The 19,463-nt window shown below is 71.7% G+C and carries 15 protein-coding genes and 1 pseudogene; 4 read left to right on the forward strand and 12 right to left on the reverse strand.

Annotated features, from left to right (window positions below; translation table 11 throughout):
• Positions 1-42 precede the first annotated feature (42 nt).
• Genes OHU35_RS18780 through OHU35_RS18795 form a run of 4 tightly spaced genes read right to left on the reverse strand, consistent with a single transcriptional unit; the run spans position 43 to position 5,961 of the window.
• A complete protein-coding gene (locus tag OHU35_RS18780; protein WP_405509271.1) occupies positions 43-1,893 on the reverse strand; it encodes a biotin carboxylase N-terminal domain-containing protein in 1,851 nt (616 codons plus the stop codon).
• A gap of 8 nt (positions 1,894-1,901) precedes the next feature.
• Positions 1,902-3,500, reverse strand: a complete 1,599-nt coding sequence (locus OHU35_RS18785) for an acyl-CoA carboxylase subunit beta (RefSeq protein WP_405506070.1) — start codon at positions 3,498-3,500, stop codon at positions 1,902-1,904.
• Positions 3,497-5,164: an acyclic terpene utilization AtuA family protein gene (locus tag OHU35_RS18790; RefSeq protein ID WP_189727021.1), complete on the reverse strand. Its 1,668-nt coding sequence runs from the start codon at positions 5,162-5,164 to the stop codon at positions 3,497-3,499. The genes OHU35_RS18785 and OHU35_RS18790 overlap by 4 nt, the downstream gene beginning before the upstream one ends.
• Complete coding sequence (locus OHU35_RS18795) at positions 5,161-5,961, reverse strand: TIGR03084 family metal-binding protein (RefSeq protein ID WP_405506072.1); 801 nt, start codon at positions 5,959-5,961, stop codon at positions 5,161-5,163. The genes OHU35_RS18790 and OHU35_RS18795 overlap by 4 nt, the downstream gene beginning before the upstream one ends.
• Positions 5,962-6,152: 191 nt before the next feature.
• Here OHU35_RS18795 and OHU35_RS18800 point away from each other — a divergent pair, with 191 nt between their 5' ends.
• A complete protein-coding gene (locus OHU35_RS18800) occupies positions 6,153-7,106 on the forward strand; it encodes a hypothetical protein (protein ID WP_359893422.1) in 954 nt (317 codons plus the stop codon).
• A gap of 28 nt (positions 7,107-7,134) precedes the next feature.
• On the opposite strand, the gene OHU35_RS18805 is transcribed toward OHU35_RS18800, so the two are convergent.
• The gene (locus OHU35_RS18805) at positions 7,135-7,593 is read right to left on the reverse strand and encodes a PPOX class F420-dependent oxidoreductase (protein WP_189727023.1); all 459 of its coding nucleotides are present in this window, start codon (positions 7,591-7,593) and stop codon (positions 7,135-7,137) included.
• A gap of 63 nt (positions 7,594-7,656) precedes the next feature.
• Between OHU35_RS18805 and OHU35_RS18810 the strand changes: the two genes are divergently transcribed.
• The 3 genes and pseudogenes from OHU35_RS18810 to OHU35_RS18820 all read left to right on the forward strand — a co-directional run bounded on the left by OHU35_RS18810 (position 7,657) and on the right by OHU35_RS18820 (position 9,470).
• Positions 7,657-8,352, forward strand: a complete 696-nt coding sequence (locus OHU35_RS18810) for a formylglycine-generating enzyme family protein (protein WP_229873159.1) — start codon at positions 7,657-7,659, stop codon at positions 8,350-8,352.
• 90 nt (positions 8,353-8,442) lie between these two features.
• Positions 8,443-8,601 (forward strand): annotated as a pseudogene (locus OHU35_RS18815) (GNAT family N-acetyltransferase); the annotation flags it as partial.
• Positions 8,602-8,627: 26 nt separating this feature from the next.
• Positions 8,628-9,470 (forward strand): phosphotransferase enzyme family protein, encoded by an 843-nt coding sequence (locus OHU35_RS18820; RefSeq protein ID WP_189727025.1) that lies wholly within the window; start codon positions 8,628-8,630, stop codon positions 9,468-9,470.
• Positions 9,471-9,484: 14 nt separating this feature from the next.
• Here the strand turns inward: OHU35_RS18820 and OHU35_RS18825 are convergent, their stop codons facing one another.
• The 7 genes from OHU35_RS18825 to OHU35_RS18855 all read right to left on the reverse strand — a co-directional run bounded on the left by OHU35_RS18825 (position 9,485) and on the right by OHU35_RS18855 (position 19,255).
• Positions 9,485-10,447 (reverse strand): EamA family transporter, encoded by a 963-nt coding sequence (locus OHU35_RS18825; protein WP_405506075.1) that lies wholly within the window; start codon positions 10,445-10,447, stop codon positions 9,485-9,487.
• 154 nt (positions 10,448-10,601) lie between these two features.
• The gene (locus OHU35_RS18830; protein WP_405506077.1) at positions 10,602-11,738 is read right to left on the reverse strand and encodes a lipid II:glycine glycyltransferase FemX; all 1,137 of its coding nucleotides are present in this window, start codon (positions 11,736-11,738) and stop codon (positions 10,602-10,604) included.
• Positions 11,739-11,866: 128 nt separating this feature from the next.
• Complete coding sequence (locus OHU35_RS18835) at positions 11,867-14,785, reverse strand: FAD-binding and (Fe-S)-binding domain-containing protein (protein WP_405506078.1); 2,919 nt, start codon at positions 14,783-14,785, stop codon at positions 11,867-11,869.
• A gap of 56 nt (positions 14,786-14,841) precedes the next feature.
• A complete protein-coding gene (locus OHU35_RS18840) occupies positions 14,842-15,684 on the reverse strand; it encodes a carbohydrate ABC transporter permease (RefSeq protein WP_359893412.1) in 843 nt (280 codons plus the stop codon).
• Between the two features lie 7 nt (positions 15,685-15,691).
• The gene (locus tag OHU35_RS18845) at positions 15,692-16,684 is read right to left on the reverse strand and encodes a carbohydrate ABC transporter permease (RefSeq protein WP_189727030.1); all 993 of its coding nucleotides are present in this window, start codon (positions 16,682-16,684) and stop codon (positions 15,692-15,694) included.
• A 102-nt stretch (positions 16,685-16,786) separates the two neighbouring features.
• Complete coding sequence (locus tag OHU35_RS18850; protein WP_405506081.1) at positions 16,787-18,127, reverse strand: extracellular solute-binding protein; 1,341 nt, start codon at positions 18,125-18,127, stop codon at positions 16,787-16,789.
• A 108-nt stretch (positions 18,128-18,235) separates the two neighbouring features.
• Positions 18,236-19,255, reverse strand: a complete 1,020-nt coding sequence (locus OHU35_RS18855) for a LacI family DNA-binding transcriptional regulator (RefSeq protein WP_189727032.1) — start codon at positions 19,253-19,255, stop codon at positions 18,236-18,238.
• Between the last annotated feature and the right edge of the window lie 208 nt (positions 19,256-19,463).

A 19,463-nucleotide genomic window follows, 5' to 3' on the forward strand; every position in this document is an offset into this window, starting at 1 on the left:
GGTGCGGGCCGTATGTGGCTTGTCGCGCAGTTCCCCGCGCCCCTAAGGGGTCTCCGTCACGACCGCCAGTAGTGCGCCCGGCTCTACCTGTTGGCCTGGTACTGCGTGCAGTTCGCTCAGCGTTCCTGTGACCGGGGCCGTGATCTTGTGCTGCATCTTCATCGCCTCCAGCCAGAGGAGGGGGGCGCCGGCCTTTACGGGCGTTCCTACGGTGAGGCCGTCGGCTACGCGGACGACCGTGCCGGGCATGGGGGCCAGGAGGGAGCCCGGGGCGTGCTGGGCGGCCGGGTCGGTGAAGCGGGGCAGGGCCGTCAGGGCGGTGGTGTTGACGTGGAGCTGGTCGCCGTAGCGGGCCACCTCGAACCTTCGCCGTACGCCGTCCACTTCGAGGATGACCAGACCGGCGTCGGCGTGCACGACGCTCACCCCGTCCGCCTCCAGGCCCGTGCGGGTGTGCCGGTAGTGGACCTCGTGTTCCTCGCCCGCCATCTCGTAGCGCTTGACCTGCGGCTGTGAAGGGACGTTGCGCCAGCCGCCGAAGCGGGAGCGGGAGCCGGTGTGGGCGTCGGCGAGAGCGGCGGCGAGGGGGGCGTACGGGTCGGTGGTGGGGGCGGTCAGTTCCGGCAGGTGGCGGTCGTAGAAGCCGGTGTCCATGCGGGCCGCGGTGAACTCGGGGTGGCGCAGGGAGCTGACGAGGAGGTCGCGGTTGGTGACGGGGCCGTGGATCACGGTCCGTTCCAGGGCGGAGGCGAGCTTGCGGAGGGCCTCCGCGCGCGTGGGGGCATGGGCCACGACCTTGGCGAGCATGGGGTCGTAGTGGACGCCGATGTCGTCGCCGTCGGTGTAGCCGGTGTCCAGGCGGACGCCTTCCGGTACGGACAGCCGGTGCAGGCGGCCGGTCTGCGGGGCCCAGTCGCGGGACGGGTCCTCGGCGTACAGGCGGGCCTCGACGGCGTGGCCACGCGCGCGTGGAGGGTCGTGGTCGAGGGGGTGGCCTTCGGCGACACGGATCTGCTCCGCGACCAGGTCGAGGCCGGACACCGCCTCCGTCACGGGGTGTTCGACCTGGAGGCGGGTGTTCATCTCCAGGAAGTGCGCCCTGCCGTCGGCGACGAGGAACTCGACCGTGCCGGCGCCCACGTAGTCGACGGCTCGGGCGGCCCGGACGGCGAGAGTGCTCAGCTCCTGCCGGAGTTCCTCGGGGAGCCCGGGTGCCGGGGCCTCCTCGACGACCTTCTGGTGGCGGCGCTGGAGGGAGCAGTCGCGGGTGCCGAGCGGCAGGATCGTGCCGTGGGTGTCGGCGAGGATCTGGACCTCGACGTGGCGGCCGTTCTCCACGTACGGCTCGACGAAGACCTCGCCGTCGCCGAAGGCACTGGCGGCTTCGGCGCGTGCGGAGGCCAGTTCGGCGTCCAGGTCAGCGAGTCGTCGTACGACGCGCATGCCGCGTCCGCCGCCGCCCGCCGCCGCCTTCACGAGCACGGGCAGGTCGGCTTCGGTGACGTGGGTGAGGGGCTGGATGCCCATGAGCTGCTTGGCGCGGGTCTTGGACGCCATCGCCTCGATGGCCTCGGGGGGCGGGCCGATCCAGAGCAGGCCCGCGTCCTGGACGGCCCGGGCGAAGTCGGCGTTCTCGGAGAGGAAGCCGTATCCGGGGTGCACGGCGTCCGCGCCGGCCGCGACGGCGGCCTTCACGATCAGGTCGCCGCGCAGATAGGTGTCGGCGGGCGCCTCCCCCGGAAGTCGTACGCTCGCGTCGGCCACGCGCGCGTGGAGGGCGCCCTCGTCCGCGTCGGAGTGGACGGCGATGGTGCGGATGCCCAGCTCGCGGCAGGTGCGGAAGACACGGCAGGCGATCTCGCCGCGGTTCGCCACCAGTACAGAAGTGATCATCATCAGCCTCACATCCGGAAGACGCCGAAGCCACCGCGCGCACCCTCGTACGCCGCCGTGTGGATGGCCGACAGGCACAGGCCGAGGACGGTGCGGGTGTCGCGCGGGTCGATGACGCCGTCGTCGTACAGCCGCCCGGACAGGAACATCGGCAGGGACTCGGACTCGATCTGCTGCTCCACCATCGCGCGCAGGGCGGCGTCCGCCTCCTCGTCGTACGGCTGTCCCTTGGCGGCGGCGGACTGGCGGGCGACGATCGACAGCACGCCCGCGAGCTGCTGGGGGCCCATGACGGCCGACTTGGCGCTGGGCCAGGCGAAGAGGAAGCGGGGATCGTAGGCCCGTCCGCACATGCCGTAATGGCCGGCGCCGTAGGAGGCGCCCAGCAGGACGGAGAGATGGGGGACTCGGCTGTTGCTGACCGCGTTGATCATCATCGCGCCGTGCTTGATGATGCCGCCCTGCTCGTACTCCTTGCCGACCATGTAGCCGGTGGTGTTGTGCAGGAAGAGCAGCGGGATGTCGCGCTGGTTGGCGAGCTGGATGAACTGGGCGGCCTTCTGGGACTCCTCGCTGAACAGCACGCCCTGGGCGTTCGCCAGGATGCCGACCGGATAGCCGTGCAGGGCGGCCCAGCCGGTGGTCAGGCTCGTCCCGTAGAGCGGCTTGAACTCGTCGAAGTCGGAGGCGTCGACGATACGGGCGATGACCTCGCGCGGGTCGAAGGGGCTCTTCAGGTCGCCGGGGACGATGCCGAGGAGTTCGTCGGCGGCGTACTTGGGGGGCTCGGCCGGGCCCGGATCGTCGTACGCCTTGCGGTGGTTGAGGCGGGCGACCACGCGCCGGGCCTGGCGGAGCGCGTCGGGCTCGTCGACGGCGAAGTGGTCGGCGAGGCCGGACACGCGCGCGTGCATCTCGGCACCGCCCAGGGACTCGTCGTCGCTCTCCTCGCCCGTGGCCATCTTCACCAGCGGCGGGCCGCCGAGGAACACCTTCGCCCGCTCCTTGACCATGATCACGTGGTCGGACATGCCGGGGATGTAGGCGCCACCGGCGGTGGAGTTGCCGAAGACGACCGCGAGGGTCGGGATCCCCGCGGCGGACAGCCGTGTCAGGTCCCGGAAGATGGCGCCCCCGGGGATGAAGATCTCCTTCTGGGACGGCAGATCGGCTCCCCCGGACTCCACCAGGCTGATGCAGGGCAGCCGGTTGGCGAGGGCGATGTCGTTGGCGCGCAGGGCCTTCTTCAGCGACCAGGGGTTGCTCGCTCCCCCGCGCACGGTCGGGTCGTTGGCGGTGATCAGGCACTCCACTCCCTCGACGACACCGATGCCGGTGACGAGGGACGCGCCGACGGTGTAGTCACTGCCCCAGGCGGCCAGCGGGGACAGCTCCAGGAAGGGGGTGTCCGGGTCGAGGAGCAGCTCGATGCGCTCACGGGCGAGGAGCTTGCCGCGCTCGCGGTGCCGCGCCACGTACTTCTCGCCGCCGCCCGCGAGGGCCTTGGCGTGCTCGGCGGTCAGCTCGTCCAGCTTGGCGAGCATCGCCTCGCGGTTGTCCCGGTAATCGGGGCTCTTGGGGTCGAGCGCGGAGGTCAGGACGGTCACAGCAGGGCCTCCGGTATGTCCAGGTGGCGGGAGCGCAGCCATTCGCCGAGGGCCTTGGCCTGCGGGTCGAAGCGGTGCTGGGCGGCGACGCCCGCGCCGAGGATGCCCTCGACGACGAAGTTGAGGGCGCGGAGCCGGGGCAGGAGGTGCCGGGTGACGTTCAGCTCGCGGCTCTCGGGGATCAACTGCCGGAATCGTTCGGCCGTCAGCTCGTGCGCGAGCCACCGCCAGGCGTCGTCCGTGCGGGCCCACACCCCGACGTTGGCGTTGCCGCCCTTGTCGCCGCTGCGGGCGCCCGCGACGAGGCCGAGGGGGGCGTGCCGGGTGGGCCCGGGGGCCGGCGGCTCCGGGAGGGGCGGCTCCCCTACGTCGTCGAGTACGGCGGTGTCGTGGGCCGGTGGCACGGGAATCCGGCGCCCGTCATGGAGGACCGCCACATGGTCGACTCCGCCATGGGGGACGTACACATCCTCGAAGACCCCATAGGGCGAGCCCTTCCCCGGTGGTGCCAGCACATGGAAGCCGGGGTAACTGGCGAGCGCCAGCTCCACGGCCGCCCCGCTCAGCGCCCGCCCGACGACGCCCTGGTCCGGGTCCCGTACGACGAGCCGCAGCAGCGCGCTCGCCGTCTCCTCGGTGCTCGCGTCGGGCCGGTCGGTGCGGGCCAGCTCCCAGCGCACGTCGGCGGCCTTGCCGAGGGCGGGTTCCATCTGGTCCCGCACGAGGGCGGCCTTGGCCTCGATGTCGAGGCCGGTGAGCACGAAGACGACCTCGTTGCGGAAGCCGCCGAGCTTGTTGAGCCCGACCTTGAGGGTGGGCGGCGGAGCCTCTCCGCGCACGCCGTCGATCCGCACCCGGTCGGGCCCGTCCTGGCCGAGCCGTACGGTGTCCAGCCGGGTGGTGACGTCGGGCCCCGCGTACCGGGCACCGGCCGTCTCGTACAGCAACTGGGCGGTGACGGTGCCGACGTCGACGAAGCCGCCGGTGCCGGGGTGCTTGGTGATGACGCAGCTGCCGTCCTCGTGGAGCTCGGCGAGCGGGAAGCCGGGGCGGCGGACATCACCGTCCCGGAAGAAGGCGTAGTTGCCGCCGGTGGCCTGCGCCCCGCACTCCAGGACGTGCCCGGCGACGACGCCCCCCGCGAGCCGGTCGTAGTCCGTCCCCCTCCACCCGAAGTGGGCGGCGGCGGGCCCGGTGACGAGGGCAGCGTCCGTCACCCGCCCGGTGACGACGATGTCCGCGCCCTCCCGCAGACACGCCGCGATGCCGAATCCGCCGAGGTAGGCGTGGGCGGCGAGGCTGCCGGGGTGGCGGGCGGTGAGGTCGTCGCCCTCGACATGCGCGACGCGGACGGGGATGCCGAGCCGGTCGGCCAAGTGCCGTACGGCGTCGGCGAGTCCGGCCGGGTTGAGCCCGCCGGCGTTGGTGACGATTTTGACGCCCCGCTCGTGGGCGATCCCGAGGCAGTCCTCCAACTGCCGCAGGAACGTGCGCGCGTATCCGGCGGCCGGGTCCTTCAGCCGGTCGCGGCCGAGGATCAGCATCGTCAGCTCGGCGAGGTAGTCACCGGTGAGGACGTCGAGTTCGCCGCCGGTGAGCATCTCGCGCAGGGCGTCGAAGCGGTCGCCGTAGAAGCCGGAGGCGTTGCCGATGCGCAGGGTCACCCGGCTTCCCCCTTCGGCTTCGGCGTACGGCCGCTTCCCGGCGGTCCCGCGAAGGCCTGGGCCAGGTCCAGCCAGCGGTCGGCGTCGGGGCCTTCGGCGCGCAGGGCGAGGTCGGAGCGGTGGGCGCGCTGGGTGACCAGGAGGCAGAAGTCGAGGGCGGGGCCGGTGACGCGTTGCGAGGCGTCCTCGGGGCCGTATGCCCAGAAGTCACCGGACGGTGCCCGGAGTTCGACGCGGAAGGGGTCGGCCGGTGGGGTCAGCCCGTGCGCGCCGTAGGCGAAGTCCCGGGTCCGCACCCCGAGCCAGGCCACATGCCGCAGCCGGTCGGTGGGTGGGCGCACCACACCCAGGGTGTCGGCCACGTCCTGTCCATGGGCCCAGGTCTCCATAAGACGGGCCGTCGCCATGGAGGCGGCCGACATGGGTGGGCCGTACCAGGGGAAGCGCGCCTTGGGCGGGGCGGCCCGCAGCGCCTTCTCCAGCGCCGTACGACCCTCACGCCAGCGTGCGAGCAGTTCGGCGGGCGGGAGTACCGCGCCCTCCTCGGCGCCCTCGTCGACGAAGGACGCCGGGGCCGCGAGGGCCTTCTCGACCAGGGCGCGGAAGCCGTCGGCGTCCGTGACGGCGAACAGGGCCGAGCGGTCGGTCCAGGCGAGGTGGGCGATCTGGTGGGCGACGGTCCAGCCGGGGGCGGGGGTGGCGAGCGCCCAGCGCTGTGTGCTCAACCCGGCCACGAGGCGGTCGAGTTCCTCGCTCTCCTCGCGCAGGTCGTCGATCACGGACGTCGGATCGGACACGGGCGCTCCCTGGGGCACGGCGGTGTGCGGGGTGGTGCGGGGTGCTGAGGAGCATGGCAGCGAGGTCAGAAACAATCAAGCATGCTTGCATGAAAATGTGGGGGTGGCTGAAAGCGTGCTCTTTGGCGGCGCGATCAATACACTCCCAGTCGCGCTCGTTCCATTGGTCGGACTTCGGGGGAGAAACCAGAATGAGCACCTGGAATCCGGGCGGGCAGCCGCCGTACGACCCGCACGGCCGGCCTCCGCAGCCGCCGGGCGCCGGGTATCCGCCACCGGGCCCTGGTCACCCGCCACCGGGCGCCGGTTACCCGCCCCAGGGTGGCCATCCGCCCCACATCCCCCACCCCTACACACCCCACTCACCCCACCCGATGCCGCCGCAGGCGCCACCCCCCGGTCCCTTCACACGGCTGCGGCGGCGGATCGGCCCCATCAACACCGCGCGCCGGGTCTTCAAGCCGTCCCGGCCGGACCTCGTCGAGGACGCGTTCATCGCGCGGATGCAGAAGATCCGCACGCTCGTGGGGCTCGGCGCGTTCGTGTACGTGTCGGTGGCCTACAAGATCACCGACTCCGTCGGGGACGCCGCGAACGACCGCCTCGACCAGTCGTGGATCAGCGTCCTGATGCTGTCGGTGACGTTCCCGGTGGCCGTCGGCATCCTGCTGGCCCTGACCGCCCCGTCGGCCCGCCGGGATCTGCTGCGCCGGGCGGCGCGGCCGTTCGGCGCGATCGTGGCTCTCGTGGCCGGGGTCTTCGTCTTCCCGGCGTCCGTGCTCACCGGCTTCGTCGAGGGAAAGTTCGCCACCAACCCCGTGATGTCCGTGGTCACTTGGGTGACCACCGTGTTCACCTTGGTGTGGGTGCTGCCGTTCGTCATCTGGGGCATCGGTCTCGCCCTGGTCCACGTGTTCCGCACCGCCGACATCCACCAGACCATGCCGCCGCTGCTCGCGATGACGCTGGTGTGGGAGATGACCCTGATCGACGTGTTCACGGGGGCGTACGCGGGCGTGCCGGGGCCGGTGCGAGTGGTGTTCCTGCTCGGGGCCCCGGTGTCCGTGACGGCGGTCGGGTTGTGGGAGCTGCGTCGGCTGCGGGTGCATTACGGGATCACCGTGGGCGGGATCCTGACGCGCTGAGGTGGCTCGGGGTGGGGCCCCGGCCGGTCTATCCGGTGATGTCGAGAGCCGTCCCGTACAGCCGGTCCACCTTCAGCCGGACGACCACCCGGCGCTCGGCGACCAACTCCTCCAGGAACGCGTCCTCGTCCTCCGGCTTCGCGGCCTGCGGGATCATCCCGAGCAGTTCCCGCCCGACCGCGTCACCGGGAACCGCCGTGACCTCGGAGACCTCGGCCTCGCCCTCCGCGACGGCGAACGACCACACGTCACCGCCCTGCACATGCAGTGCCGCCCGCGGGTCGCGTCTCAGATGCTTGACCTTGATGCGCTCGGCCGTCGTCGAGAACCGCACGATGCGAGCCTCGGGGTCCCAGCTGTAGACCATGGTGGTCAGATGGGGGCGGCCATCGCGCTTGACACTGGCGAGCGTGCCGAACTGCTGCTTGCCGAGGAGGTCGGAGAGGGCTTCGTCGGACAGGGGGCGGGGGCCGGGGCGTTGAGTCATGGACGGATCAACTTCGGTGTGGGCTTGGATATTTCACGGCGGGCGCCAATAGGCTCACCCCGCATGGGAGTTGGCGTGGGCGTGGAGAACGAGATGGTTGCCGTCCCGGCCGGGGCGGTGACGCTGTCCGACCGGCGGACGCAGCGGAGTTGGACGACCGAGGTCGCGCCCTTTCGGATGTCGGCGTTCCCCGTCACTCAGGAGTGGTACGCCCAGGTCACCGGCGAACGGCCGAGTGCCGCTCGTGGCGAGCGGCTGCCGGTCGAGGGTGTGTCGTGGTGGGACGCGGTCGCCTTCTGCAACGCCCTCTCGGTGGAGGAGGGTCTGACACCCGCGTATCGCACGGGCGTCGAGGCCGAGGCCGTCGAGTGGGACGCCTCCGCCGACGGGTATCGGCTGCCGACCGAGGCCGAGTGGGAGTACGCCTGCCGTGCCGGCAGTGCCGGGCCGCGTTACGGTCTGCTCGACGAGGTCGCCTGGTACCGGGGGAACTCGGACGAGCGGGTCCACACCGTGGGCGGCAAGCAGCCCAACGCGTGGGGCCTGTACGACATGCTGGGCAACGTCTGGGACTGGTGCTGGGACCTCTACGACGCCGAGGTCTACGGCACGTACCGGGTGTTGCGGGGCGGCGGCTGGTCCGACGAGCACTGGAGCTGCCGGGCCTCGGTGCGGCGCCGTAGCCATCCGACGTTCCGGATCGACGACGTGGGGTTCCGCGTCGCGCGCTCAGCGGCCTCGTTGAGCCGCGGTCGATAGGTTGCCGCCATGACAGAGTCAGGACCCGGCACCTGGCCGCCTGCCCCGAGCATCGGCGGGCCTCGACCGCGTGAGGAGCTCGAACGCGCGGCGCTTCCCGGCGAGCCGGTGGTGCTCTGCACCCGGACCGGCAACGACCGCGCGATGCGCCTCGCGGCGAAGCTGGGGTTCACCGAGGTGGAGCGGTTCGAGGAGTACGGCGCCGAGCAGTGGTTCGGCGTGTGGCCCTCGGTCACACCGTCCGGTTGAGCTCAAGGGAGAGGGTCCGAGCGACGATGCAGGTATCAGAGGTCCGGCGTGCGATGGCCGCGGCCGTGTCGACCGCCTCAGCACTCGGCCTGACAGCCGACGACGCGATCGTTCTTCACGACTCGAACAAGCTCACTCTGCGGCTGCTGCCCTGTGATGTCCTGGCCCGGGTGGCGCCGGTGGCGGATCAGGTCGCCCGGTTCGAGGTCGAGCTGGCTCAGCGGCTCAACGAAGCCGGGTGCCCGGTGGCCGCTCTCGAGCCGCGAGTGGAGCCACGCGTCCATGAGCGTGACGGCTTCGTCATCACGCTGTGGACCTACTACGAACCCGTGACGCCTCGCGAGGTCCCACCGGCCGACTACGCCCACGCACTCGATCGGCTGCATGCCGGCATGCGCGCACTCGACGTCCCGACGCCGCACTTCACGGATCGGGTCGAGCAGGCACAACAGCTCGTGGCGAACCGCGACCGCACTCCGGCGCTCCCCGACGCGGACCGGGAGCTGCTCGGCGACACACTGCGACGCATGAGGCGAGTGATCAGCGAGCGCGGCGGCGCCGAGCAGTTGCTGCACGGCGAGCCACACCCGGGCAACCTGCTCACCACGGAGAACGGGCTGCTGTTCATCGACCTCGAGACGTGCTGCCGTGGGCCCGTCGAATTCGACCTCGCCCATGCGCCCGAGGAAGTCGGCGAGCACTATCCGGGTGTCGATCAGGATGTGCTGCGCCAGTGCCGGATCCTCGTGCTGGCGGTGATCACAGCGTGGCGCTGGGATCGAGGCGACCAGCTCCCGAACGGGCGCAGGCTGGCTACGGAGTGGCTCGGCCAGATGCGAGCGGCACTCGCTCGCGAGTCCTGGTCCTAGCCCTAGCCCTGGTCCTAGCCCTCCAGGCCCGTACTCTCCAACGCCGCCGTCTTCTTGCGCCCGCGGCCCACCTGCGTGCGCACCGCCCCCATGCTCGCCGCGACGACGAGGGCGATCGCGGCGGCCTCCATGGCCGAGAGGGCCTGGTCGAGGATGAGGAAGCCGGCCGTCGCGGCGATGGCCGGCTCCAGGCTCATCAGGATCGCGAAGGTGGAGGCGGGCAGGCGGCGCAGGGCGAGGAGTTCGAGGGTGTAGGGCAGGACCGAGGAGAGCAGGGCCACCGCCGCGCCCAGACCCAGCGTCACCGGGTCGGCCAGCTTCGTCCCCGACTCGGCGATGCCCAGGGGCAGGAACAGCACCGCGCCGACCGCCATCGCCAGGGCCAGCCCGTCCGCCTGCGGGAAGCGGCGGCCCGTACGGGCGCTGAAGACGATGTAGGCCGCCCACATGGCGCCGGCGCCCAGGGCGAAGGCCGCTCCGGTGGGGTCGAGGCCGCTGAAGCCTCCGCCGCCGAGGAGGAAGACACCGGCGAGGGCGAGTGCCGCCCACACCAAGTTGATCGCGCGGCGGGAGGCGAGGACCGAGAGGGCGAGCGGTCCGAGGACCTCCAGCGTGACCGCGGGGCCCAGCGGGATACGGGCGACGGCCTGGTAGAAGAGGCCGTTCATCGCGGCCATGGTGATGCCGAAGACGACGACCGTGCCCCAGTCGGTGCGCGAGTGGCCGCGCAGGCGCGGACGGCAGACCAGCAGCAGGACGACCGCCGCCACGAGCAGGCGCAGCGCCACCACCCCGAGGGCACCCGCCCTCGGCATCAGGGTCACCGCCAGCGCGCCGCCGAACTGCACGGAGATGCCGCCCGCGAGCACCAGGCCCACGGGCCCGAGGGATCCGAGGCGGCCGGGGCCGCCGCCGGCCGGGGAGGGTGTGGCGGCCGTCGCGGACTGGGGCGTGGTGGCACTGGCGGGGGTGGTCACGGGCGGTCCTGTGCTGGTCGGCTCGGGGTACGGGCTGTGCGTACACCGGCCTGCACTCCGCGTACATCCCGATGTACTTCTCAGTCCAGAGTAATAGACTCAGTCAGGTGCGTGAAGCCCTTTTACCGCTGTCTTGGTCAGTGAGACGCGTTCCTCAGCGCCGGGAGAGGTAGAGGCCGAACGCCTTGTACAGCAGCCGGTTGAGGGGGTACTCCCATTCGCCGAGGTACTCGACGGCCTCGCCGCCGGTGCCCACCTTGAAGCGGAGCAGACCCAGCAGGTCGCTGGACTCCTCAAGGGTGTCGGTGATGCCACGCAGGTCGTAGACGGCGGCGCCGAGTTCATGGGCGTCGGTCATCATGCGCCACTGCACGGCGCTGCTCGGCTGGACCTCGCGCCGGCGGCTGGTGGAGGCGCCGTAGGAGTACCAGACGTGGTCGCCGACGGTCAGCATGGTCGCGGCGGCGAGCACCTCGCCGTCGTGGTACGCGAGATAGAGCCGCATACGGTCCGGGTGCTCGGCGGTGAGCGCCCTCCACATGCCCTGGAAGTAGGACAGCGGGCGCGGGATGAACCGGTCCCGCTCGGCGGTCTCGCCGTACAGCTCGTGGAAGGCCGGCAGATCCTCCAGGTCGCCGCGTACGACCTTCACGCCGGCCTTCTCCGCCTTCTTGATGTTGCGCCGCCACTGCTGGTTCAGGCCGCTGTGGATGTCGTCGAGCGACCGGCCGGCGAACGGCACCTGGAAGACGTACCGGGGCTGCCCCGCGGCGAAGCCGCCCTCACCGCCGGCCTCGGTCTGCCGCCAGCCCATGCGGCGCAGATCGCCCGCGATCCGGCCGGCACTCGGGTCGTACGACGTCGCCCGCACGTCGTTCAGCCGCCCGGCGGCCGGGTCCGCGATCCCCGCCTTGACCGCCTCGGCGCTCCAGCGGCGCACCACGACCGGCGGGCCCATCCGCACCGCGAAGGCGCCCCGCCGTCTCAGGTGCGCGAGCATCGGCTCCAGCAGCCGCTCCAGGCCGGGCTCGTGCCAGTCGACGAGCGGGCCCTCGGGCAGATACGCCAGGTATCTCCGCAGCCCGGGCAGCCGCGGCCCGGGCAGCGGGCGCAGCAGGACGAGCCCCGCGCCGACGAGCCGCCCGACCGCGTCGAACCAACCCAGGCTCTCCGCCTGCCAGTCGGGCTTCACCTCGCCCCAGGACGGGACCTGGGTGTGACTGGCGGAGGGGCGGGCCGCGACGAACGCGAGGTGCTCGTCACGGGTGATCGGTTTGACGCGGATGCTCATACGCGGGCTCCTTGGAGTGGCTGGTCCCGCGAGCCTAGGAGCGGCCTGGGCCCACCTCCGGCTCAGACACTCGGGTCCGCCCGTCGCGTGGTCCGAACGCCTCAAGCGCCCCCGCTTCACCCCTCGTCCTACGGTTCGATCCCTCCCCCTCCGGCCTCATCCCCCACCCCCTCCAGCGCCGCCGCCAGCACCTCCGCCAGATGGCTCCCCCGCACCCCCGCCAGCTGTTCCAGCTGTGTGCGGCAGGAGAAGCCGTCCGCCAGGACCACCGTGCCGTCCGGGGCGTTCCGTACCGACGGCAGGAGGTGTTCCTCCGCGCAGGCCGTGGACACCTCGTAGTGGCCCTTCTCGAAGCCGAAGTTCCCCGCGAGACCGCAGCAGCCGCCGCTCAGTTCGCCGGAGAGCAGAGCGGCCTGCCGCAGCCGGCGGTCGGCGGCGTCGCCCAGCACCGCGTGCTGGTGGCAGTGGGTCTGGCCGGCCACCGGGCGGTCCACGCGCGGCGGCGTCCAGTCGGGGGCGTGGCGTTCCAGCGTCTCCGCGAGGGTGAGGACCTTCGCGGCGAGGCGGGCCGCACGCGGGTCGTCGTGCAGCAGCTCGGGGACGTCGGTGCGCAGGGCCGCGGCGCAGCTCGGCTCCAGGACCACGACCGGGGCGTCGGTCTCCAGCACCGGTTCCATCAGGTCGAGCGTGCGGCGCATGACCGCCCGGGCGCGGTCCAGCTGGCCCGTCGACACATACGTCAGCCCGCAGCAGACACGGCCCCGGCCGCGCAGCACCGACAGCGGATCCATCGCGACCGTCCGCCCGTCACCCACCGGCGGTCTCACCAGCCGCAACGTCGGCGGCAGCCCCACCCGCAGCCCAGCCGCCTCCAGCACCCGCACGGCGGCCTGCCCGACGGAGGGCGAGAGGTGCTCGGTGAAGGTGTCGGGCCACAGGATCACCAGGGCGCCGGAACCTGCGGTCGCCTCACCCCGCCGCCGCTCCCACCACCGGCTGAACGTCCGCCGCGCCACCCGCGGAATCTCCCGCTCGGGTGCGATCCCGCCCAGTCGTTTCGCCGCCCACGCGAAGGGCCGTACCGCGGAGAGCGCGTTGACCAGCCATGCCGTGCGCGTGCGGGACACCGCCCGGAGCCACACCGGCAGCCCGCCCATCGCGTAGTGCGCGGCCGGACGGCGTCGCCCCGCGTAGTGGTGGTGGAGGAACTCCGCCTTGTACGTGGCCATGTCGACCTCGACCGGGCAGTCCGAGCGGCAGCCCTTGCAGGACAGGCACAGGTCCAGCGCGTCCCGTACCTCGGTCGAGCGCCAGCCGTCGGTCACCACCTCGCCCGCGAGCATCTCGTGCAGCAGCCGGGCCCGCCCGCGTGTGGAGTGCTCCTCCGCGCCGGTCGCCCGGAAGGACGGGCACATGACGGAGGAGCCGGACACCGACGTCGTACGGCACTTGGCGACGCCCACGCAGCGCCGGACCGCCGCCGAGAAGTCACCGCCGTCCGAGGGGTAGCCGAAGGCGACGTCGACCGGTTCGCGGGGCAGGACGGAGAAGCGCAGGTCGGCGTCGAGGGGGGCGGGGCGCACGAGCATGCCGGGGTTGAGCAGGTCGTCCGGGTCCCATACCCCCTTCGCCCGCTCGAACAGGCCCACCATCTCCTCCCCGTACATCCGGGGCAGCAGCTCCGCCCGCGCCTGTCCGTCCCCGTGCTCCCCGGACAGTGACCCGCCGTGCGCCACCACCAGCTCCGCGAGCTCCTCCGAGAAGCGGCGGAAACGGGCGACACCCGCCTCCGTCAGCAGGTCGAAGTCGATCCGGACGTGGATGCAGCCGTCCCCGAAGTGGCCGTACGGCGTGCCGCGCAGCCCGTGCGCGGTGAGCAGTCCCCGGAAGTCCCGCAGATACGCCCCGAGCCGGGCGGGCGGCACCGCACAGTCCTCCCACCCCGGCCAGGCCTCACTGCCGTCCGGCATCCGCGTCGCCGTACCGCTCGCGTCCTCCCGGATCCGCCACAGCGCACGCTGCCCCGCCGGGTCGGTGACCACGAGGGCGTCCACGACGTCGGCCGCCCGCACGATCGCCTCGGCACGCGCGCGTGCCTCCGCGGCCGACTCCCCGCCGGTCTCCACGAAGAGCCAGGCCGCGCCCTTGGGCAGGGCCGCCGCGGACGGCACCAGGTCCGCCGACATGCCCTCCACCGTCAGCGGCCCCAACGGCAGCAGCCCGGCGGCCGCTTCCGCTGCCGCGCTCTCGTCGGCGTACGCCAGCACGGCCAGCGCACGCGCGCGGGGCGCCTCGACCAGTCGTACGACCGCCTCCGTCAGCACGCCCAGGGTGCCCTCGGAGCCGCAGAAGGAGCGGGCCACGTCGGCGCCCCGCTCGGGCAGCAGGGCGTCCAGCGCGTACCCGGAGATGCGGCGGGGCAGCTCCGGGAAGCCGGTGCGCAACCGGGCGAGCTCGCCGTCCACCAGGGCCCGCAGCCCGTCCGGCGCCCCGGCCCAGTCCTGTCCGAGCCGCAGCCGCCGCCCCCGCGCGGTGACCACGTCCAGCTCGCGCACGCTGTCCGCTGTGGTCCCCCACGCCACCGAGTGCGAGCCGCACGAGTTGTTGCCGATCATGCCGCCGAGCGTGCACCGGCTGTGCGTGGACGGATCAGGGCCGAAGCGCAGCCCGTGCGGTGCGGCGGCCTCCTGGAGCCGGTCGAGCACCAGCCCCGGCTGCACGACGGCCGTACGCGCCTCGGGATCCAGCGACACCAGCCGGTTCATGTACCGGGTGAAGTCCAGCACGACACCCGTGCCCGTCGCCTGCCCCGCGATCGACGTCCCGCCGCCTCTCGCCACGACCGGCACCCCGCGCTCCCGGCACACCTCCAGGACGGCCGACACGTCGTCGGCGTCACGGGGAGCGACCACACCCAGCGGCACGCGCCGGTAGTTGGAGGCGTCCATGGTGACCAGCGCCCGGGAGGTGACGTCGAAACCCACGTCACCCCGGACGACCCGGCTCAGCTCGGCCTCAAGGGCAGGGAGTTCCCCGGCATCCGTCATGCGTCCAGCATGCACCCGATCACTGACAGTGACGGGTCGGGGCGCCCTCTGCGGCCTCAGCCCTTGACGGCGGAGCTGGCCACGCCCTCGACGAACCAGCGCTGGAAGAACGCGAAGACGATCAGCACGGGCAGTACCAGCAGCACGCCGAAGGCGAGGATCTGGCCCCAGTCCGGGGGCTGCTGCCCCTGGAAGACGCTCATCTCCAGGGGGAGGGGACGCACCGACGGGTCGGACACCATCAGCACCGGCCACAGGAAGGAGCCCCACTGGATGAGGAAGGTGAGGATCGCGACCGAGGCGAACACCGGCCTGGACATCGGCACGATGATCGCGAAGAAGGTGCGCCAGGGCCCCGCGCCGTCCAGCCGGGCCGCTTCCTCGATGCTCGGCGGGATCTTCTTGAAGAACGTGTGGAACTGGTAGATGGCGAAGGCGTTGGCGACGAACGGCAGCCCCTGGACGAACAGGGTGTTGCGCTGGCCGTTGAACATGTAGAACAGCGGCACCGCCACCGACTCGAACGGGATCAGCATCAGCAGCAGGACGAGGGTGAACACCGCGTTCTGTCCCCGCCACTTCAGCCGCGTCAGACCGTACGCGGCCATCGAGTTGACGATCAGTCCGCCCGTCACCACGACGAACGACAGCAGCACCGACACGCCCATGAACTGCCAGAAGTAGCCGGTGCTGTCGGAGCTGAGGCTGTCGAGGACGGCGGTGTAGTTGTCGAAGGAGAGATGGGTGGGCAGGAAGCCGGACAGGCCGTTCAGGACCTCGTCGGACGGCTTGAGGCTGCCGAGGAAGAGGTAGAGCGCGGGGAGGGCGAAGACGAACGCCAGGACGCTCAGGACGGTGTAGTCGAGGACGCGGCGTACGGGCGTGCGGGTCATGGCCATGGTGGAGTCAGTCCTCGTTGTCGGGCCGGACGACGCGGCGCTGGACGATCGTCAGGGCGACGACGATCAGGAAGAACACCACCGTGACGGCCGAGGCCTGGCCGATGTTGTTCTGGTCGAAGGCCGTGGTGACGGCCTGGTACATCACCGTCCGGGTGGCGTCCTCGTCCAGGCCGCCGCCGCGGATGAGGATGTACACCTGGTCGAAGACCCGGAAGGACAGCACCGAGGTCAGCATCGCGACGAAGACGAGGGTGCCGCGGATGCCGGGCAGGGTGACGTGCCGGAACTGCTGCCAGCGCGAGGCCCGGTCCAGCTCGGAGGCCTCGTAGAGCTCGCCCGGGATCTGCTGGAGGCCGGCCAGCAGGATGACCATCTGGAAGCCGACTCCCTGCCACACCGACAGCACGATGATCGAGCCCATCGCGGTGAGACCGTCGCCGAGCCAGTCGAAGGCACCCCAGTTGCCGAACGTCACCGTGTCCAGCAGGGAGTTGAGCATGCCCTGCTCACTGCGGGCGAGGATCAGCCGCCAGATCACGGCGACCAGCGCCATCGGGAAGACCACCGGCATGAAGAAGAAGGACCGGAACAGGCCGATGGCCTTCAGCTTGCGGTTGAGCAGGATCGCCAGCGTCAGCGCCAGACCCGTCTGGAGCGGTACGACGACCGCGGCGAACGTCAGGTTGTTCAGCAGCGCCCGCAGGAACGGGCCGGACAGGTCGGGGTCGGTGAACAGCCGCCGGTAGTGCTCCACGCCGAAGAAGGTGGGCTCCAGCGGCGAGCCGAGGCGGACGTTGTAGAAGGAGAGCACCACGGCGTAGCCGAACGGGATGCCGACGAAGGCGATCAGCCCGCCGACGGCCGGGGCGGACATCAGCAGCCCGTGCAGCCAGTCGCGGTTGCCGCGCGACGGACGCGAGGGCTTCGCGGAGGGCGTGGACGAGGCGGCCTGCGCCCGGCCAGGGGCCGCGGGGTGCGCGGGTTCCACGGTTTTCACGGGAGGGTCCTCTTCCCGGCGGGGCGGGCTCGGTCGGTGGGTGGCTGCGCCGTTGCGTCGCCACGTCGCCGACGGCCCGCCCGGGCCGATGCGTCCTGCGGGTTACGGGATCTCGTAGCCGGCGTTGTCGGTGAAGTCCCGGTCGATGGCGCGGGCGGCCTTCTGCAGGGCTTCCTTGGGGTCGGCACCGCCGTAGATCGAGTTCACGGCCGTGTTGAACTTGGCGGTGACCGTGGGGTATCCGGCGGTGACCGGGCGGGTGACGGCCACGCAGGAGGCGCTGATGTCACTGTCGCCGCAGGGCTGGGCGAGCTGGTCGGCGAAGAGCTGGAGCGGGCCGCCCTTCTTGTACAGCTCGCTCTTGGCGAGTGCGGACTTGGTGGCGGGCACCGCGCCGTTGGCCTTCGTCATCGCGCCGACGTTGGTGTCGTTCAGCAGGTAGTCCAGGAAGACGCCCGCGGCCTTGCCGTTCTTGCCGGCGGCGCCGATGCCCCAGGCCCACGAACCCTGGCCGGTCTTGGGACCCTTGCCGAAGTCCGGCAGCGGCAGGACGACGAGGTCGTCACCGAGCGCCTCGCTGTACGCGGGGTAGTTCCAGTGGCCGACCCAGCTCAGCGCCACCTTGCTCTTGGCGAAGGCGTTGCCGTCGGTGTTGGGGTCGACGTACGTCTTCCAGGACTGGAAGGTCTTCATCGCGGAGACGACGTCCGGACTGTCGAGGGCGCCCTCCGCCTTGCCGTCCTTCAGCAGGCCGCCGCCGGCCGACCAGACGATCGGGGAGAAGCCGAAGGTGCCCCACTCGGTGGCCAGGCCGTACTGCTCCGATATGTCGAGGACCTTGCCGTCGGAGTCCTTGCCCTTCAGCGCATCGAGGGCCTTGCCGAACTCCTCGGCCGTCCAGGCGTCGTCCACGCTCGTCGGGTACTTCACGCCGGCCGCGTCCAGCAGCTTCTTGTTGGCGTACATGCCGAGCCCGGCGTCGAACATGCCCAGGCCGTAGTGCTTGCCGTCGATCTCGCCCTGCGCCTTGATCGCGTCGGTGACGTTGCCGAGGGTCTTGGCGGAGACGTGGCCGTCGACCGGGGCGAGCTTGCTGTTGTAGACGAAGTTCGCCATCGTCGGGCCGTCGAACTCCAGCACGTCCGGCAGTTCGGAGGCGTCGGTGGTGGTGATGGTCTTGGTGTAGTCGTTCTCGGGGATGAGCTTCAGCTCGGCCTTGACGTCGCTCTGCGAGGAGTTGAAGGACTTCACCGCGTTCTGCAGCGCGGCCGCCTCGTTCGCCTGGCCCTGGTGGGCCCAGACGCTGATGGTGCCCTTGCCGCTGCCGTCTTCGGCGGAGGTGTCGCTGCCGCCGCCCCCGCCACAGGCGGCCAGCGCGGCCAGGGGCAGCAGAGCGAGGGCTGTCAGGCCCGTACGACGGTGCTTTCTGTTACCGATGATCATGGTCATGCCTCCGTGCGGGGTGTGCGGGTGGGTGCGCGGACGGTGGGGAGGGGCCGGGGGCCGGAACGGCGCTCCCGGCTGCGGGCGGGGAAGGGGACGGGGGGGGAGCTATCGCTGCCGGCCGGTGTGCGGCGGAGCGGTGGTCTCGCGGAGGACGAAACGGATGGGCATCTCGACGGGGGGCGGCGGCCCGGCGTCCGGGCCGTCCAGCCACGCCAGCAGCAGCTGGGCCGCCTCCCGGCCCTGGGCCGCGACCGGCTGGGCCACGGTGGTCAGCCCGACCACCTCGGACAGCTCGTGATCGTCGAATCCGACGACGGACACGTCCTCCGGAACCCTCAGCCGGTGCCGACGCAGGGCGCGCAGCGCGCCCATCGCCATCTCGTCGGACTGGGCGAACACGGCCGTCGGCGGGTGGCGCAGCGCCAGCAGCTCGGTCATGGCCCGCTCGCCGCCCTCGACGGTGTAACCGCCGTCCGCCTCCAGGGCGGGGTCGGGCTCGATCCCGGCGTCGGCCAGCACGTCCAGGTAGCCCTGCCGGCGGTCGAGGGGCGTGGTCCAGTGCAGCGGCTCGCTGGCGCCGGAGATCATGCCGATCCGCCGGTGGCCGAGGTTCACCAGATGCCGTACGGCGCTCTCCGCCCCGCCCCGGTCGTCGATGCCGACCACCGTGAAACCGGGCCGGGCGCCGCCGACCGTGGTCGCCAGCGGCACGCCAAGGGAGCGCAGGGCGGCGGCCTCCTCCAGGTCCGGGATCAGCAGGGACAGCACGGCGTCGACCCGCTTGCGGATCGGCAGCTTGGTGAAGAAGCGCTTGCGGGCCTCCGGTGAGCCGAGGTTGTACAGCAGGACGTCGTAACCGGCGGCGCTGAAGACCTTCTCGGCGGAGTCCAGCACGGTGCCGAAGAACCAGCGGCCCACGTACGGGACGACGACGCCGATGGTGTAGGTGCGCCCGCTGGCCAGGCTGGACGCCGAGCGCGAGGCGGTGTAGCCCAGCTCGGCGGCGGCCGCGACGATCCTGGCCCGCATCTCCTCCGACACTCCGGGACGGCCGCGCAGGGCGCGGGACACGGTGGATGCCGAGACCCCGGTGGCCTCTGCGACATCGGTGATGCTGACCGTCACGGGACGCTCCTTGATCGGGTGCACGCCGCGGGTCAGGGGGCCCGGAAGCACGTCGGCGTGAGGGGGAGTGACGAGACCGTAAACCCGCCCCTCCTGTTGCGCAAGCGTTTGCGTTCAGATTTACTTCGGCTGACTCTCAGAGAAACTCTCGCCAGCTAGAGCACAGCGCACGCGTTTGAGTGCCGCTGTCGGCAGACAGGACCTGTCC

Source organism: Streptomyces purpurascens (assembly GCF_045040895.1).
Classification (GTDB): domain Bacteria; phylum Actinomycetota; class Actinomycetes; order Streptomycetales; family Streptomycetaceae; genus Streptomyces; species Streptomyces purpurascens.

What these genes read in the sequence shown, in the direction of transcription:
- OHU35_RS18840 (WP_359893412.1), bottom strand. Translation starts at nt 15,684, where the DNA reads ATGGCCATGACCCGCACGCCCGTACGCCGCGTCCTCGACTACACCGTC.
- OHU35_RS18830 (WP_405506077.1), bottom strand. Translation starts at nt 11,738, where the DNA reads ATGAGCATCCGCGTCAAACCGATCACCCGTGACGAGCACCTCGCGTTC.
- OHU35_RS18800 (WP_359893422.1), top strand. Translation starts at nt 6,153, where the DNA reads ATGAGCACCTGGAATCCGGGCGGGCAGCCGCCGTACGACCCGCACGGC.
- OHU35_RS18850 (WP_405506081.1), bottom strand. Translation starts at nt 18,127, where the DNA reads ATGATCATCGGTAACAGAAAGCACCGTCGTACGGGCCTGACAGCCCTC.
- OHU35_RS18820 (WP_189727025.1), top strand. Translation starts at nt 8,628, where the DNA reads ATGCAGGTATCAGAGGTCCGGCGTGCGATGGCCGCGGCCGTGTCGACC.
- OHU35_RS18810 (WP_229873159.1), top strand. Translation starts at nt 7,657, where the DNA reads ATGGGAGTTGGCGTGGGCGTGGAGAACGAGATGGTTGCCGTCCCGGCC.
- OHU35_RS18780 (WP_405509271.1), bottom strand. Translation starts at nt 1,893, where the DNA reads ATGATCACTTCTGTACTGGTGGCGAACCGCGGCGAGATCGCCTGCCGT.
- OHU35_RS18835 (WP_405506078.1), bottom strand. Translation starts at nt 14,785, where the DNA reads ATGACGGATGCCGGGGAACTCCCTGCCCTTGAGGCCGAGCTGAGCCGG.
- OHU35_RS18805 (WP_189727023.1), bottom strand. Translation starts at nt 7,593, where the DNA reads ATGACTCAACGCCCCGGCCCCCGCCCCCTGTCCGACGAAGCCCTCTCC.